The organism is Rhodococcus opacus (assembly GCF_012396235.1).
GTDB classification, from domain to species: Bacteria; Actinomycetota; Actinomycetes; order Mycobacteriales; family Mycobacteriaceae; genus Rhodococcus_F; species Rhodococcus_F opacus.
Window position 1 is genome coordinate 73,030 of record NZ_JAAXPA010000003.1, and the last position, 15,258, is coordinate 88,287.

The window sequence follows — 15,258 nt, forward strand, 5'->3', positions numbered from 1 at the left end:
GGCATTTCGCGTGGTGCAGCTCACACATTCTCCCCAAAAAGGACGATTCGGTCGTGGGCTGCCCGCATTCGCGGGTCGTGACAGAATCGGCAATGTGAAGTGGGTGCGGAGGGCATGAGCGTCGTCGTTCAGGTGTGTGCGCGATGCGCGGCTCGGTGGCCGGTCCTCGGCTCCCCGGCGCAGTGGTGCCCGCGTTGCCACGGTGTGCTGCTCGCCCCCGTCCGCACCGACCAGCACCAGCCACCCGCGAGCCGGGGGTTCCGCTGGATCGCGCGATCCCCGCTGCGGAGGAGCGGTCTCGCGGCCGAGGCGCCGACGGCCGGCCCCACCCCGCACTACACCGAGATCCCCCGCTGGGGACTCCACGATCACGTCGCATCACCCTCCGCGCGGCGCGACTGGCCGGAACTGCTCGCCGGCAAGGCGGCCACCTTCCTCACCCTCACCGCCGGTCTGTACGCGTTCGCCGTGATCGCCGAATTGGGCCGATACGCCGTTCTCCTCCGCAACCGGACCCGGCTGATCGATCCCACCCTGCTCGCCGTGTCCGACATCGCGGTGTTCCTCGGCCAGGCCGGCGGGATGCTCCTCGCACTGCTGTCGGGCATCGGCGGAGTGTGCTGGTTGCTGCGGATGCGTCGCCGCACGTTCGCCCGGGCCAAGACGTCCGACCCGCGGACCCCCACCGAGGTGATCGTCGGCTGCGCGGTGCCGGGCCTGAACCTGGTGATGCCGGGTGTGTACCTGCTCGAGGTGATCCGCCGCGACCCCCGCGCGGTCCTGCTGGTCCGTGCCTGGTGGAGCCTGTGGGTCTTCGGCGCGGTGCTCGTCGTCTTCAATTGGTTCTGGCGGTCCAGGCCGGGACTGCAGGCCATGGCAGACGGTGTCCTGCTGGCCGCCTTCACGGCGCTGGTCGCCTCCGCGACCGCCGTACTCGCACTGATGGTGCTCCGACGGCTCGAGGGCCGGACGCTGAAGGGGGCGAAGGAACCCGTCACCCGCTGGGTGATCGCCACCGGTCCGCCGCCGCAGACGGACGCGGAGAAGGCTGCGGAGAAGACATCCGAGGCCAGCGACCGGGAAGCCGTCGCGTCGTGAGCCCCGACCGGCGCGGCCCCCTGGTGGTGGCGCACCGCGGTGCATCCGCGGCCATGCCGGAACACACGCTCGCCGCGTACGAGCTGGCGCTGGAAGAGGGCGCGGACGGGCTCGAATGCGACGTGCGGCTCACCCGCGACGGCCACCTCGTGTGCGTGCACGACCGCACCGTCGACCGGACGTCCACCGGAACCGGCGTCGTCAGCGAGATGACCCTCGAGGAGCTGGCGGAGTTCAACTACGGCACGGAAGACGAACCCGCCGAACTCCTCGAACTGAGCGCGCTGATCGCGCTCACCCTGGACTGGTCGGCGCGCCCGGTGAAACTCTTCATCGAAACCAAGCATCCCGTGCGGTTCGGTGGCCTGGTCGAGAGCAAGGTGCTCGCCGAACTTCAACGCTTCGGCATCGCCGCACCGCCGTCCGCCGACCACTCCCGCGCCGTCGTGATGTCGTTCTCCGCCGGAGCGGTGTGGCGGATCCGCCGGTCGGCGCCGATGCTCCCGACCGTGCTGCTCGGCGAATCCGCCCGGTACCTCGGCGGGGGAGCCGCGACCACCGTTGGCGCCACCGCGGTCGGTCCGTCGGTGAAGACGCTGCACGAACACCCGGACATGGTCGACAAGGCCGCTGCCGCGGGGCGCGCGACGTACTGCTGGACCGTCGACAACCGCAGCGACGTCGAACTGTGCCGCGAACTCGGGGTCAGCTGGGTGGCCACCAACCACCCCGGCCGCACCAAGAAGTGGCTGGCGTCCTGACCGGACCGGCGTCGGCGTGTAGGTTTTGGCGTCGTGGCAAAGAAGAGCAAGAGAAACAGTGGTCCAAAGCCCGGTAGTGCCCGCGCCGAGAAGCTCGCGCAGCGGCAGGCGGAACGGGAGAGCGCCGCAGCGGCCGTGACCCGGCCGTTCGAAGGCCTCGCCGCCGAATGCGATCTGGTGGCGCTGCGCGAGTTCGTCCCGTCGGCGACCGCCCCGCTGCCCGTCAAAGAATCGTCCCGTCCGGTGACGCTCGCGACCGTGCTGCCCGGTGCCGTCGCGGCGCTGGTGCGCGACGAGGGTGACAGTGCCACCGGGTTCGTCGGTGTGCAGGTCCAGGCGCATTCCGCGGATCTCGGCGCCGATCTGGCCGCGTCCGTCGCCTGGGTCCGTGACGCCGCAGCCGGCGAATCGCTGGCCTCCGCCAACCCTGGATCCGACACCCCGGCACTGGCCGACGTGATCGACGCGGACGCACCTCTCGACATCACCGTGCACCAGGATTTCAACTGGTGGATCCCCGAAGGAGTGGAGCCGGCCCCCGAGGTCGCGACCACCGTGCAGCACGCGAATGCGGCGATCATGCCGTCCGCGCGAGTCGAGGCCGAAGGCGTCGTCGCGGCGTGGTGGGTCGATGCGGGCGAGAAGGCGCACATCCGCTGGGTGCGCCCGGAGAACGAGGACGATCTGATGCTGGCCCTGGCGCGCGTGCACGCGACCGGCGGCCTGCACCTCGGTGAGGGCTCGCGCTACGCCGGGTCGTTCCGGACGCACGGTCTGCTGGTCCCGGTGTTCGACCTGGACCGCGAAAAGCACGCGAACGAGTGGGCCGCCGCCACCGTCGAACTCGGTCAGCGACTGGCCGAAGCACTCGCCGTCGACGCGCCGCTCACCACCGAGGAGCGACGCGCCCGCGACGGACTGCGTGGCCGTCAGGTCACGTTGCGTTAGGCCCTTCGGGCTCGTGGGTGGTTGAGGAGTACAGAGACTCGTCAACCACTCACGGGCGGCGGAGCCGCCTAGATGGAACCGCCCGCTGCGTGCGGTGCCCCGGACGTGTCTGCGGGGCCGCTCATCTCGCGTGCGACGAACTCCTCCAGGTCGAACAGGTTGCTGCCCGCGCGGTCGGCGATGGTCAGCAGCGTCGTCATGCTGGCGACCTCTTCGACCTGCTCCTTGAGGAACCATTGCATGAACTGCTCGCCGAGGTAGTCGCCCTCTTCGCGGGCGGTGCTCGCCAATTGCACGATCTGCTCGGTAACCGTCTGCTCCTGCGTCAGGGCGAGGGCGATCGGCTCGCGTGCGTTCTCGAACTGGCCCTTCGCCGCGTCGACACCCGACAGTTCCACGGAGATGTCGCGGTCGAGGAAGTACTGGACGATCATCATGGCGTGGTTGCGCTCTTCGACGGCCTGCTTGTAAAAGTGCTTGGCCAACTGCGGCAGGTCCGCATTGTCGAAATAGATGGCAGTCGCGATGTACTGGTGTGACGCGTTGAATTCGTTGCGAATCTGATCGTGGAGCAGAGCGTGGAATTTCGTCTTGTGCGCGTCAGTGGAAGTCATGAAATGGATAATATCGCTGGTCAGAGCGGGTGTCATCCAAGTTGGACCTAATTTTGGAAAGCTTGCCCAAACTAAAGTCAACCTAATTTCGGCACCATTCTGATGTCATTTTCCTAACCTGAGCTGGCGGCGGATCCTCGACGGGAACGCGGCAAACCACGTCGGCGGGGCCTCGCCCGTGTATAAAATTCACAGCGTTCCGACGGTGCGGAGGGGCAGGCACATGTTGAGACGATCCGGTGCGTGGCTAGCGTTGATTCTCGGTGCCCTTTTCCTGGGGGCGGCGATTCCGGCCCCGGCGCAGGCCGAACCGTTGTATCCGTGGCCGGATCCCGACCCCTTCTACCTCGCTCCGGCCGACCTCGGGGTCCTTCGTCCAGGCGACGTCGTGCGGACGCGCCGGATCGACACCTGGATGTACGCGAACTCGGACGGGTGGCAGATCGCGTTCCGGTCGACGAATTCGACGGGACATCCGATCCTGGCCGTCACCACGGTTCTGCTTCCCCGCGGTGTCGCGAATCCTCCGCTCGTGTCGTATCAGGCCATCGTGAATTCGCTCGGAACCAAGTGCGCCCCGTCGCGGTCGTTGTTCAATCTGGAACTGCAGGAGTCGCCGGGCCTGTATCTGGGTCTGCAACGCGGCTGGGCGGTCTCGGTGCCCGACCATCTCGGCCCGACCGGCGCCTACGGTGCCGCGAAACTCGGCGGCATGATCACCCTCGACAGTGTCCGGGCGGTGCAGCGGGTGGCCGAACTGGGGTTGTCGCACAGCCCCATAGCGCTGGCCGGGTATTCGGGTGGGGGAATGGCCAGCGCGTGGGCCGCGGCGCTGGCCCCGAGTTATGCGCCGGAGTTGAAACTCGACGCGGTGGTGGCGGGTGGGATTCCCGCGGACCTCGAGCAGATGGCCCAGGGCCTGGGATTCAATCCGCACCCGGGGTTCGGGCTCGCTTTCGCTGCCGCGATCGGCTTGGAACGGGAATACCCGGAACAGCTACCGATTTCGTCGCAGCTGAACGCGACCGGACTGTGGCTGCGCGAGTGGATGTCGAACGAATGCCGCCGGTTCCTCCTGTTTCACGGCGCCTTTCGCAGCGCCGGACAGCTGGCCGCGTCGACCAGCCTCATGGCGAGTTCGGGCGCGCATCAGGTGTTGCGCGACAACAGTCTGCGGTACTTCGACGGTGTCCCGACCGCGCCCCTCTACCTGTGGCACGGCACCCTCGACGGGCTGACACCGTTCGATTCGGTTGCCGAGACCGCGCACCGCTATTGCGCTGCCGGCGCCAGACTGACGTTCGTCCCGTACGAGATATCCGAGCACATGACGACGGCAGTGGTGGGCTTTCCGGACGCGTACGAATACGTGGCCGCGCGGTTCCGCGGCGAACCGGCGCCCACCCGCTGCTGACCCGGAAGGGTCAGACCCCGCCGCCCGCCCTCTTCGGCGCACCCGGCCGGACCGGCGAGTTCCCGCTCATCTCGCGGGCGATGAAATCTTCGATGTCGAACAGGTTGTCGCCGGCGCGTTCGACGATCGTGAGCAGGGTGTGCATGCTCGCGACCTCCTCGACCTGTTCCTCCAGGAACCACTGGATGAACCGCTCGCCGAGGTAGTCGCCGGTGTCGCGGGCCGTTCGGGCGAGCTTGGTGATCTGTTCCGTGACGACGCGTTCCCGTTCCACCGCCAGGGCGACGGGGGCGCGCACCGAATCGAAATCGGTGACTACGTCGTCGATGCCGGGGACGGTCACGTGGAGGTTGTTGTCGATCAGGTACTGGATCATCATCAGCGCGTGGCCACGCTCCTCGGCGGCCTGCGAATAGAACCGGCGAGCCAGTTGCGGGAGATCGTGCGAGTCGAAATAGACGGCTACCGCGATGTACTGCTGGGACGCGGTGAACTCGTTGCGGATCTGCTGCAGCAGGAGGGCGTGGAACTCGGTGGGGGTCTTCGTCGCCGATTGAGACATGGGTGTCAGTTTACGGGCGTCGGTCACGGTCCGGTGGTGACCAGTTCGGCCGGGACCTGACGGTCGTTCGCCAGCGCATCGAAGAACTGCGACGCCCGGTCGTGATCCCAGAGCAGCACGTTCCCGGCGCCGTCGACGTCCTCGAAACCGCCCACGGGGACGGTGGTGGTGATCATGTCGCCGCGCACCGCCCACGCGAGTGCGGCGAGGTGCCAGATGTGGTCGCTCTCGTCGACACGCAGCGATGCGGCGGTGTCGGTGACGAGCGGCCAGACGCGGAACGGGTTGAGCCACGTCGCGGGACTGGTGGCCTTCGACATCAACGCCGCCATGAACATCCGCTGATGGTTCATCCGGTCGATGTCGGCGAGCGCGGTCGCACGGCTGCGGACGAAGCCGAGGGCCTGCGCCCCCGTCAGTTCCTGGCAGCCGGGCGCGAGGTTGATCCCCGCGAGCGGATCGTCGATGGCGGTGTCCAGGCACATGTCGACGCCGCCGATCGCGTCGACGATGCCGGCGAAACCACCGAACCCGATCTCGGCGTAGTGGTCGATGTGCAGACCGGAGGCCTCCTCGACCGTCTGGGTCAGCAGTTGCGGACCACCGAACGCGAACGATGCGTTGATCTTGTCCTCGCCGTAGCCGGGGATCGACACGTACGAGTCGCGCGGAATGCTCACCATCGTCGCCGGGCCGCCGCCGCTGGGGACGTGCACCACGATGATGGTGTCGGTGCGGTCGGGGCCGCTGTTGCCGCCGGTCGACAGCTGCTGTTCCTGCTCGGGGGTGAGCCCGGTGCGGCTGTCCGATCCGACGAGCAGCCAGTTCGTGCCGGGGGTGTCGTCGATCCGGCCGGGGTAGTCGGCCAGCGCGTCGATCCGGTTCAGCGAACTGTCGAGGTAGTACGTCATGCCCGCGAGCGCCAGGACCAGCACCAGGAACAGGATGCCGATGCGCCGGCCCCAGTTCCGCTTGCGCTTGGGGCGTCGCTGCCCCCGGGGCTCCGGGGTCCGCGGCGGTGCGAGCGGCGGGGGTGGTGGTGGCGTGCGAGGGGGACGCCGGTCGGGCACCCGAGGCGGCGGTGGCGGCGCGTCACGGTAGGGCTGCGGCGTCTGGGTGGGCGCGTAGCCGCGCGGTCCCTGCGGCGGCGCCGACCGGGACAACTGCGGTTCGGGGGCCTGCGACCACGCCTGCTGAGGCGGCGGGGCGCCGCGTCCGTCGCGGCGGATCACCTGGGTGCCCTCCGGCGGCGGCGCGGGGGGACCCTGCCGGGGAGCGGGATGTCGCGGGCGGGGCGCAGGAGGTCCCTGTTGCGGGGGACCCTGCGGTGGCACCCGCCGCGTCTGCGGAGGAACTCGCTGGTCAGGTGGTGGCATTCGGCGGTTCGGGGGCGGCGGCACCTGCTGCCCGCCCTGCGTCCGCCGGGGCGGACGGGGCGGCAGCGGAGGATAGGGGGCGTCGCCGGTCACCCGCACGACTTTACTGGTCCGGCCGGATTACGGAATCCAGCCGACGTGCCCGCGCAGGGCGGCGTAGCCGACGAACGCGACCGAATCGATGGTGGCGTGGGCGATCACGAGAGGCCACAACCGTCCAGTCTTCTGCCAGTACCGGCCGAACACCAGACCCATGGCGACGTTGCCCAGTCCGCCCCCGAAACCCTGGTAGAGGTGGTATGTCCCGCGGAGCACCGCCGACGCGAGCAGTGACGAATTCTCGCCCCACCCGAGTTGCCGCAGCCGGGTGATCAGATATGCGACGACGAGCACTTCCTCCGCGCCGGAGTTCGCGATCGCCCACAGGATCAGAGCAGGCAGCCGCCACCAGTGATCCCCGATGGTGCTGGGCACGACGGTGAGGTTGGCGCCGACCGTGCGGGCCAGCAGGTAGAAGCCGAGCCCGGGCAGACCGATCAGCGCGGCGAGCCCGACACCCTGCGTCGCGTCGGGACGCCACCGGGGTCGGCCGAGCCCGACGGCGCGCGGGCCGAGGCCGCTGCGCCACAGGAGGTACAGACCCAGCGCAGCCCACGCGAGAAGTTTCACGACGCCGAGCAATTGCCGGGCGACGTCGATGATCTGGTTCTCCGCGCGGGAGACATTGAGGGCGACGGCCTGATCGGCGAGGTTTCCGGGGGTCAGCAGCGATTCGGACAGTGACAGCAGTCCCGACAGTCCGCTCGTCCCGAACGTGACGAGCAGGACGATCGTGATCTCGATCCACAGGGCCCGCCGCTCGCTCCCGGTGGCCGGCGGAGCCGCCGGTTCGGGTGGGGCAGGCCGTATCCAGGAGGCGAGCGTTGCACGCGAGATCACGCGGCACACGCTAGCGTGCGCCGAACCGGAATACCGATCAGCCGCGCGCGCGGAGTCCGTTCACGAACGGGCATCCCACCATCAGTCGGATCGCCCTGCTCAGCGCGACGGCGTCGTCGACCGGCGCCGAGAACGGCATCCAGATGTCGCGATCGCCGTGATCGTTCTCGACGCGCAGTCGCAGCCCGTACCGGTCGATGCCCAGGGGGCGGACACGTCCGCATCGCATGTGGGGCGGCAGTTTGCGGGACAGCATGTCGATGAGGTCGCGATGGTCCTCGTCGAGATGCTGAAGCCAGGCGGTCTCCATTTCCCAGAACGGGTCGGGCCGGGCGGCGAGCAGGTCGTCGAGGGCGACGGGTTCGGCGCCACTGGAATCGGCGACCACCGCCGATTCGAGGCGGAGCTGCAGCAGCGTCGCATCGTGCCCGACGTCGAGAAGTCCGGGGTGCGGGTATTCGGACGCCACCTCGTCGGCCAGCGTCCGGGTGTGTGCCTCGCAGAGGGCGTGGAGGGTGCCGCGCAGCCAGACGAGCGACCGCACGGGCTCACGCAGCGCGAGCGGTGAGTTGTCGGTCAGCTCCAGCACGGCGGGGATTCCGCCGCCACCGGCGAGCCAGGACAACGTGGCGGCCGCCGATTCGGTGGGCACCGCGACGACGACGTCGCCGCTGGACCGCAGGTGGTGTACCGACGTGACGGTCGGTGCGCTGCCTTCGACGGCGAGTACCGCGTCCTGGGTCCGTGCGCACGAGCTACGCACACGCTCGGCGGTGGACGGACCGGTGGTCGTGACGGGCATGGAGCCTCCTTCAGGGTTCCGCGATACTGAGGTAACCCTAACCTAATGTGGCCGAGTCGGCGATGGCAAGACCCCGAGACGATTCCGGTCCACGAGGTGGGCATTACGGTGGGGAGGTGGCTATACCTCTCACCCTCGGTGTCCCGCGATCCCGCGGACCGCAGTCGTTGCTCGCGGAACTTCTCAGCGGATCCCGGGACACGAGCCCGGCCGTCGGCGGCGCACTCGGACCGCGGGTGGTCCCGGCGTCCGCACTGCTCGACGCCGTCGGGACCGACGCCGGCCGCGTCATCGTGGGTCTCGACGTCGATCCCGCCGTTCTCCGCACCAGCGAGCAGGCCTCCTACGAGGCGGTCCGCTTCCACCTCGACTGCCCCGCGGACCAGCTCGGCGACGCGGTCGCTCTACGGCTGCCGTCTCCGCTCGCGGTGTTCGTCACGGTCGACGGCAGCGACGACCTCGGTCTGGCCGAGTCGGCGCAGCAACTCGCGGACGCCGGCCGCATCCCGGGCCTCGCGAACGGGCACGCCATCGGCGAGGTCGCCGACTTCCTGGCCGTCCTCGCGCACGCGGACGTCGGGTACGTGGCGAGGGCCCGGGACACGGCGGAGGTGCTCGCGCTGCTGTCCGGGACGGTCGCGTCCCTTCGCGGCGACGACGTGCGGGCGGCGCTCGCGGCACCGGATCCGACGAGACTCACCTCGCTGATCCCCGAGGCCGCGGAGGCCGTCCGCGAGGTCCTGCTGGGGGTCGAGGTGCACGACCCGGCACTCGTGGCCCGTGAGCTGGCGGACGCGGGTCTGCGGTAAACATTCACCGTCAATGCGCCGGTCCGTCAACGCTCGGTGCGTAATCTCGTAGGCGTGCCAAAGATCGCGTATTTCGGACCCTCGGGAACCTTCACGGAGATGGCGCTCGCCCAGCTCGAGGCCGCGGGTGCCTTCGACGGCCCGGTCGAGCGGGTAGCTGCGACGAGTCCGCCCGCCAGCCTGGCCAAGGTACGCGACGGCGTCGTCGACGGTGCTGTCGTTCCCATCGAGAGCTCCGTCGAGGGGGCCGTGGTGCCCACCCTCGACTCGCTCGCGCTGGGCGACCGCCTGCAGATCGTGGCCGAGACCGAGCTCGACGTGGCGTTCACGATCCTCGGCGGGGCAGGCATCGAGCGGCTCGATCAGGTGCGCACCGTGCGGGCGTACCCGGTGGCGGCCGGTCAGGTGCGAATCTGGCTGGAGGAGAACTGCCCCGGCGCCGAACTCCAGACGGCGTCCTCCAACGCAGGCGCCGCCGAGGACGTGGCGAACGGCCTCGCCGACGCCGCCGTGTCCACCGCGCTCGCGGGCGAACGGCTCGGGCTGCGCAGCCTGGCCGACGGGGTGGCGGACGAGAAGAGCGCCCGCACCAGGTTCGTTCTCGTTACCGCGCCGACCCGGGTGCCCGCCCGCACCGGCGGTGACCGCACCTCGGCCGTGCTCGAACCCCACAACACCCCCGGCTCCCTCGTCGATGTGCTCTCCGAGTTCGCGACCCGCGGAATCGATCTCATCCGGATCGAATCGCGCCCGGTCCGCACCACCCCCGGCTTGTACCGCTTCTTCGTCGACTGCATCGGGCACATCGACGACCCGCTCGTCGCCGAGGCGTTCCGTGCGCTGCACCGCAAGTCGCACGTGCGGTTCCTCGGGTCCTGGCCCGCGGCGAACCCCAGCGGCCCGCCGCCGCCGTCCGACGGAGACGCAGCGGACTGGATCGAACGAATCCGTCAGGGAGAGAGGGAATCGTGAGCGGCAAGCTGATCCTGGTCCGGCACGGGCAGACCGAGGCCAACGTCGAGCGCAGGCTCGACACCCGGCTGCCCGGTGCCCGGCTGACACCCGAAGGGCTCTCCCAGGCCGAACGACTGGGCACCGACCTCGCCGCCAAGGCGACGACGGCCGCCCTCGTGTCCTCGCAGGCACTGCGCGCCCGGCAGACGGCGCGCTTCGTCGAACTCGCGTCGGGCATCGCCGTCCAGGTGCGGGAAGGCCTGCACGAGGCCCAGGCCGGTGAACTCGAGGACCGCAGCGACGAGGAGTCGCACAAGCTGTTCATGAAGACGTTCCACCTGTGGCACACCGGCGAGTTGGACGCCCGGGTTCCCGGCGGGGAATCCGCCCACGACATCCTCGAACGGTATGTGCCGGTCGTGGACGCCCTGCGTGAGCAATACCTCGACGACACGGCGGAATCGGGTGACGTCGTGCTGGTCAGCCACGGCGCCGCCATCCGGCTCGTGGCGGCGCAACTCGCCGGGGTGCCCGGGCTGTTCGCCGCCAACAATCATCTGGCCAACACCCAGTCGGTGGAGCTGACACCGCTCGCGGGCGGCGGCTGGGAGTGCGTGCGCTGGGGAACCGTCGAGCCACCGTTCGAGCACCGGGTGATCCCCGGCGCGGACGACCCGATGGGGTGACGTCGTTGCGCGCACTGTGGGGTTGCGCGACGATAGAGGAAACCGTCCTCGAGGAGTGACGGCGGTGGATTGGTTCGTTGGCGATGACTATTCACTCGGTCGGCTGCTCGTCACCGAGGGGCTCGCCGCGATCTATCTCGTCGCGTTCGTGGCCGCGAGAAACCAGTTCAGGCCGCTGGTCGGCAGCAACGGGATGCTGCCCGTCCCGAACTTTCTCCGCGCGGTCTCGTTCGGACGTTCACCGAGCATCTTCCATTTCCACTACTCGGACCGATTCTTCGAGGCGGTCTGCTGGACCGGCACCGCACTGTCTCTCGCCGCGCTGCTCGGTCTGACGCAGGTCGTCCCGCTCGCGGCGTGCATGCTCGTGTGGTTCGCCCTGTGGGTGCTGTACCTCTCGATCGTCAACGTCTCCCAGATCTGGTACAGCTTCGGCTGGGAGTCGTTGCTGCTCGAGGCGGGTTTCCTCGCGATCTTCCTGGGCAACGCCTCGGTCGGTCCGCCGATACTCGTGCTGCTCGTGCTGAGGTGGTTGCTGTTCCGTCTCGAATTCGGGGCCGGGCTGATCAAGATGCGCGGCGACCGATGCTGGAAGGACCTCACCTGCCTGTACTACCACCACGAAACCCAGCCGATGCCCGGACCGTTCAGCTGGTACTTCCACCGGCTGCCGAAGCCGCTGCACAAGGTGGAGGTGCTCGGCAACCACTTCGCTCAGCTGGTGGTGCCGTTCGGGCTGTTCGCGCCGCAGCCGGTCGCCGCCGTCGCCGCGACGATCATGATCGTCACCCAACTGTGGCTGGTGGCGAGCGGTAACTTTTCGTGGCTGAACTGGACGACCATCGTGCTGGGGCTGTCCGTCATCCCGGACAACGTGTACGAGAAGGTGCTGCCGTTCGACGTCCCGGCCGCCAGTGACTCGGCGCCGATGCCCTTCGTCGTGCTGGTGATCGCGGTGACGGCGCTCGTCGTCGTGTTGAGCTACTGGCCGATTCGCAACATGATCTCCCACGGGCAACGCATGAATGCGTCGTTCAACAAGTGGCACTTCGTCAACACGTACGGCGCGTTCGGGAGCATCACCCGGGTGCGTTACGAGGTGATCGTGGAGGGCACGTCGGACGCGCACTCCAGTGTGCACTCCGTGTGGAAGGAGTACGGCTTCAAGGGAAAACCGGGTGACGTCAACCGGCGACCGCGCCAGTTCGCGCCGTATCACCTGCGGCTCGATTGGTTGTTCTGGTTCACGGCGATCTCGCCCGGCTACGCCGAACCGTGGTTCCGGGGTTTCGTCGAGAGGCTGCTGCGCAACGATCGGGACACGCTGAAGTTGTTGCAGTACAACCCGTTCCCGGAGGAGCCGCCGAAACACGTGCGTGCGCGGATGTACCGGTACGAATTCACCACCTGGAAGGAGCGCCGCGAGACCGGCGCCTGGTGGAAGCGGCAACCGGTGTAGGTCAGCGGAGCCGGTCGGCCAGCGACTCCAGCGCCTGCCGCAGGCGCTGCGGGGTGCCGGGACTGAGCGACGACCACCCCGCCCCGTGCGCGGAGACACTGGACGTGCCGACGATGCGTCCCGCCGACGTGTCGAAGACTGTGACAGGCCCGCCCACGGGGTCGTATCGTCCGTCGCCGTAGACGATTCCGACGATCTCGGCGTAGGTGGTGCAGCCGGCCATCGCGTTGCCGAGGACGGTCGCGTCGACCGCGCTCACCCCGAGTGCGGTGAGGGTGGCGGCGAGCGTCTTGCCGTCCCCGCCCTGATCGAAGGCTTCGCCGAGCTGGACCGTGGGTGCGTTGACGACGCCGACGTTCATCGGCTCTGCGGCCCCCAGCGCTCCGATCACGGGGGCGAAGATGTCGGCGCCCGCATCCTGGACGACGTACGTGTCGCCGGCGCGCAGGGCCAGCACCGAGAGGGCATCGCCCTGGGAGATGCACAGTCTGGAGATGCTGCCGTCGACGTACCAGCGCAGGGCGATCTCCCACAGAGGCCGGGCGAGAACCCGTAGCCGGTCGGCGAGTTCGGGGTGAACCCCACCGCCCGGGAGCAGGTCCCGGGCGGTGAGGGTGTCGACGGCGCCGCGGAACGCTGCGTCCCTGGCGTCGTACGTGTCGTACCGCGGGGTGGCGTCGAGCACCACCGGCAGCACGTCGAGTGCGAGCGTGTCGACGAGATAATCCATTTCGTCGAGGCTCAGGGTCACCGCCGGGAGGGTCGGTACGCCCGGCTGGGTGCCCAGGTCGATCACCGTCCGGACTCCCGGTGGTCGGGGTTCGCGCCGATGACCGACGGAATGACGGTGCGTCCGTCGGAGAAGTGCTCGAAGTTCTTCAGGTAGTCGGGGGTCTCCCGTTCGTCCTCGTCCTGTGAACCCGCCCCGGCGGCGCCCGCTCCACGTCCGACCGTCATCGGTCCGCTGCCGGTGGCGCCGCGCGCCGCCGCAGCCGGGTTCACGTCGGCGCGAACGTCTCCGATCACCCCGCCGGGTGCGGTTGCCGGTGCGCCGGGCCGTGCGCCCTGGCCGCCGTCCGTCTTGCCCCAGCCCTCGGGCAGGGTCGCCCCGCCTGCGGTGCCCGCACCGATCGCACCGACCGAGGTGCGGGCTGCCGCCGCGCTGGTCGAGGCAGAGCCGCCGCCGTACGCGCCGCCGGACATCATCGGCGCACCGCCCACCATCGGGGTGACGCCGCCACCGGTGACCGCGGACAATGCCGCGCCACCGATGTTGCTCGCGGCCGACGTGGCGGTCGAGACGGTGGTGCCCGCGATGCTCCCGACCTGCGACGCGGCCGTGGTGACGGCCGGGTTCTGGCCGGCGGCCATCAGTGCGGCAGCGGCGGCACGCGTCGGATCGAATTCACCGTCGGACGGGATTTCGTCGAAGGTCCCGACCTCCTTCGAATCGGCCTTCGTGACGATACGAGGGGGCTGCCTGTACGTGCGTTTGAGTGCCAGGATGTTCGACGCGGCCTCGTATCCCTCCATCACGAGCCCGGCGCGAATGTCCATCGCGCGGTCCGCGGCTTCGGCGGCCGCGGCGGTGCCGTTGAGCGCCCCACCCGTCGTGTACGCGGTGGCCTTCGCGGTTTTCACTGCGACGATCTCGGGGATGCTGGGCATGATGAGCGCGGCGGTGGTGTAGGCGCCCGCTTCGAGCCCGGCCTTCGCTGCGGTGTCCGCGGCGAGTTCGGCACATTCCGCCGTCCACACCGTGAACGGCGTGATCTTGGCGAGCGCCGCGACCGCGGACACTCCCTGCCAGCCGGCCGCGAGTTCGGCCATCACGCGGACGAGTGTGAGGTTGGCGTCGACGAAGCTCGTGGACAGCGCCGTCCACGCCGCGCTCGCCACGCTGAGCGGCACCGGACCCGCGCCGGCGGCGAGGGTGGTCGAGTTGACGGTTGCCCCTCGGGGCAACCAGATGACACCTGTCAGTCCCATGGTCATATCTGATCTCCTGGTGGTCTCGAGGCGCCGGCCGTCACATGCCCGCAGCGAGCGACGCGCCGAGCGCGAGGTCCTCGGCGACATACAACGCGGCCTGGGTGCGGAGTGTGTTCGCGGTCTCGCGCATCTCGAGAATGCCCTGGGCGACAGCAGGAGTGAACGTGTTGGCGACGGTATTGAAGTAACCAGCCGCGTGCAGCGAGACCTCTTCGCTCCCGGAGGGAAGCACGCGGATGGCCGCGGAGTTGAGAGCGACCGCGGTCTCGAGACGCGCGGCGAGCGCGTCGAGTTCCAGGGCGGCGGCGACAAGAGCTTCAGGTGCGACGTGCAGAGCTGGCATTGCGTCGAACTCCTTCTTGACCTAGGCAGGCGGAAGGCAGTTGCCCCCCGGCAAACGAACTGCATGTGCAGCTGTCCCTACACACTTGGACGCTGCAACGCGCTCTTCGGTTCCCCCCGATCCCGAGAAATTTCTTCTCGGGAAAACCGTTCATCCCCAGCCGAGCTCGTGCAAGCGATCTTCTTCTATCCCGAAGTAGTGCGCAACCTCGTGTATCACGGTGACGGCCACCTCGTGGACGACTTCCTCCTCCGAACTGCAAATTTCGAGGAGGGCGTCGCGGTAGACGGTAATCGTATCGGGCAGCGATCCGCCGTAATGGCTGTCCCGTTCCGTCAACGCGATCCCGTGGTAGAGGCCCAGAAGATACGGGTCCTCGTCGTTGCGGTCGTCGACGAGGACGACGACGTTGTCGATCGCGGACGCGAGCTGGGGTGGGATCAGATCGAGTGCGTCGCCCACCAATTCCTCGAATCGGTCGGGCGTCATGCTCACCGCCAC

At 68.9% G+C, this 15,258-nt stretch carries 17 protein-coding genes; 8 read left to right on the top strand and 9 right to left on the bottom strand.

All coding sequences use genetic code 11. The annotated features are described in order from the left end of the window. Positions 1–114 precede the first annotated feature (114 nt). The 3 genes from HGB39_RS04405 to HGB39_RS04415 are packed head-to-tail and all read left to right on the top strand — an operon-like array spanning position 115 to position 2,807. Positions 115–1,098 (top strand): DUF4328 domain-containing protein, encoded by a 984-nt coding sequence (locus tag HGB39_RS04405; RefSeq protein WP_043787766.1) that lies wholly within the window; start codon positions 115–117, stop codon positions 1,096–1,098. Next, entirely contained in the window at positions 1,095–1,859 is a 765-nt protein-coding gene (locus tag HGB39_RS04410; protein ID WP_005248875.1) for a glycerophosphodiester phosphodiesterase, read from the top strand. The genes HGB39_RS04405 and HGB39_RS04410 overlap by 4 nt, the downstream gene beginning before the upstream one ends. Before the next feature lie 33 nt (positions 1,860–1,892). Continuing rightward, complete coding sequence (locus HGB39_RS04415) at positions 1,893–2,807, top strand: DUF5926 family protein (RefSeq protein WP_005562543.1); 915 nt, start codon at positions 1,893–1,895, stop codon at positions 2,805–2,807. 68 nt (positions 2,808–2,875) lie between these two features. On the opposite strand, the gene HGB39_RS04420 is transcribed toward HGB39_RS04415, so the two are convergent. Further along, a complete protein-coding gene (locus HGB39_RS04420) occupies positions 2,876–3,421 on the bottom strand; it encodes a ferritin (RefSeq protein ID WP_005260470.1) in 546 nt (181 codons plus the stop codon). A gap of 223 nt (positions 3,422–3,644) precedes the next feature. Between HGB39_RS04420 and HGB39_RS04425 the strand changes: the two genes are divergently transcribed. After that, positions 3,645–4,835, top strand: coding sequence for a lipase family protein (locus HGB39_RS04425; RefSeq protein WP_064080276.1), 1,191 nt, complete (start codon positions 3,645–3,647; stop codon positions 4,833–4,835). Between the two features lie 10 nt (positions 4,836–4,845). On the opposite strand, the gene HGB39_RS04430 is transcribed toward HGB39_RS04425, so the two are convergent. The 4 genes from HGB39_RS04430 to HGB39_RS04445 form a co-directional block, all read right to left on the bottom strand. Beyond that, entirely contained in the window at positions 4,846–5,397 is a 552-nt protein-coding gene (locus HGB39_RS04430; protein ID WP_037204959.1) for a ferritin, read from the bottom strand. A gap of 23 nt (positions 5,398–5,420) precedes the next feature. Further along, a complete protein-coding gene (locus tag HGB39_RS04435) occupies positions 5,421–6,629 on the bottom strand; it encodes an LCP family protein (protein WP_231137786.1) in 1,209 nt (402 codons plus the stop codon). Between the two features lie 264 nt (positions 6,630–6,893). Next, complete coding sequence (locus HGB39_RS04440) at positions 6,894–7,712, bottom strand: CPBP family intramembrane glutamic endopeptidase (protein ID WP_005573461.1); 819 nt, start codon at positions 7,710–7,712, stop codon at positions 6,894–6,896. A 37-nt stretch (positions 7,713–7,749) separates the two neighbouring features. Next, complete coding sequence (locus HGB39_RS04445; RefSeq protein ID WP_005573463.1) at positions 7,750–8,514, bottom strand: DUF2470 domain-containing protein; 765 nt, start codon at positions 8,512–8,514, stop codon at positions 7,750–7,752. 116 nt (positions 8,515–8,630) lie between these two features. Between HGB39_RS04445 and HGB39_RS04450 the strand changes: the two genes are divergently transcribed. Genes HGB39_RS04450 through HGB39_RS04465 form a run of 4 tightly spaced genes read left to right on the top strand, consistent with a single transcriptional unit; the run spans position 8,631 to position 12,422 of the window. Next, positions 8,631–9,323 carry a hypothetical protein gene (locus HGB39_RS04450; RefSeq protein WP_005573464.1) on the top strand — a complete coding sequence of 231 codons (693 nt, stop codon included), beginning with the start codon at positions 8,631–8,633 and terminating at the stop codon, positions 9,321–9,323. Between the two features lie 54 nt (positions 9,324–9,377). Continuing rightward, positions 9,378–10,295, top strand: a complete 918-nt coding sequence (gene pheA, locus HGB39_RS04455) for a prephenate dehydratase (protein WP_005573465.1) — start codon at positions 9,378–9,380, stop codon at positions 10,293–10,295. Continuing rightward, positions 10,292–10,963, top strand: coding sequence for a histidine phosphatase family protein (locus HGB39_RS04460; RefSeq protein ID WP_005260462.1), 672 nt, complete (start codon positions 10,292–10,294; stop codon positions 10,961–10,963). The genes pheA and HGB39_RS04460 overlap by 4 nt, the downstream gene beginning before the upstream one ends. A gap of 55 nt (positions 10,964–11,018) precedes the next feature. After that, on the top strand, positions 11,019–12,422 hold the full coding sequence (locus tag HGB39_RS04465; RefSeq protein ID WP_005260461.1) for a lipase maturation factor family protein: 1,404 nt from the start codon (positions 11,019–11,021) through the stop codon (positions 12,420–12,422). A gap of 1 nt (position 12,423) precedes the next feature. On the opposite strand, the gene HGB39_RS04470 is transcribed toward HGB39_RS04465, so the two are convergent. From HGB39_RS04470 to HGB39_RS04485, 4 genes are all read right to left on the bottom strand, one after another. Further along, on the bottom strand, positions 12,424–13,218 hold the full coding sequence (locus HGB39_RS04470) for an ESX secretion-associated protein EspG (protein ID WP_054248859.1): 795 nt from the start codon (positions 13,216–13,218) through the stop codon (positions 12,424–12,426). After that, positions 13,215–14,417, bottom strand: coding sequence for a PPE family protein (locus HGB39_RS04475; protein WP_064080277.1), 1,203 nt, complete (start codon positions 14,415–14,417; stop codon positions 13,215–13,217). The genes HGB39_RS04470 and HGB39_RS04475 overlap by 4 nt, the downstream gene beginning before the upstream one ends. Positions 14,418–14,451: 34 nt before the next feature. Beyond that, positions 14,452–14,757: a PE domain-containing protein gene (locus HGB39_RS04480; protein WP_005568845.1), complete on the bottom strand. Its 306-nt coding sequence runs from the start codon at positions 14,755–14,757 to the stop codon at positions 14,452–14,454. A 150-nt stretch (positions 14,758–14,907) separates the two neighbouring features. Continuing rightward, positions 14,908–15,258 carry a metallopeptidase family protein gene (locus tag HGB39_RS04485; RefSeq protein WP_005260457.1) on the bottom strand — a complete coding sequence of 117 codons (351 nt, stop codon included), beginning with the start codon at positions 15,256–15,258 and terminating at the stop codon, positions 14,908–14,910.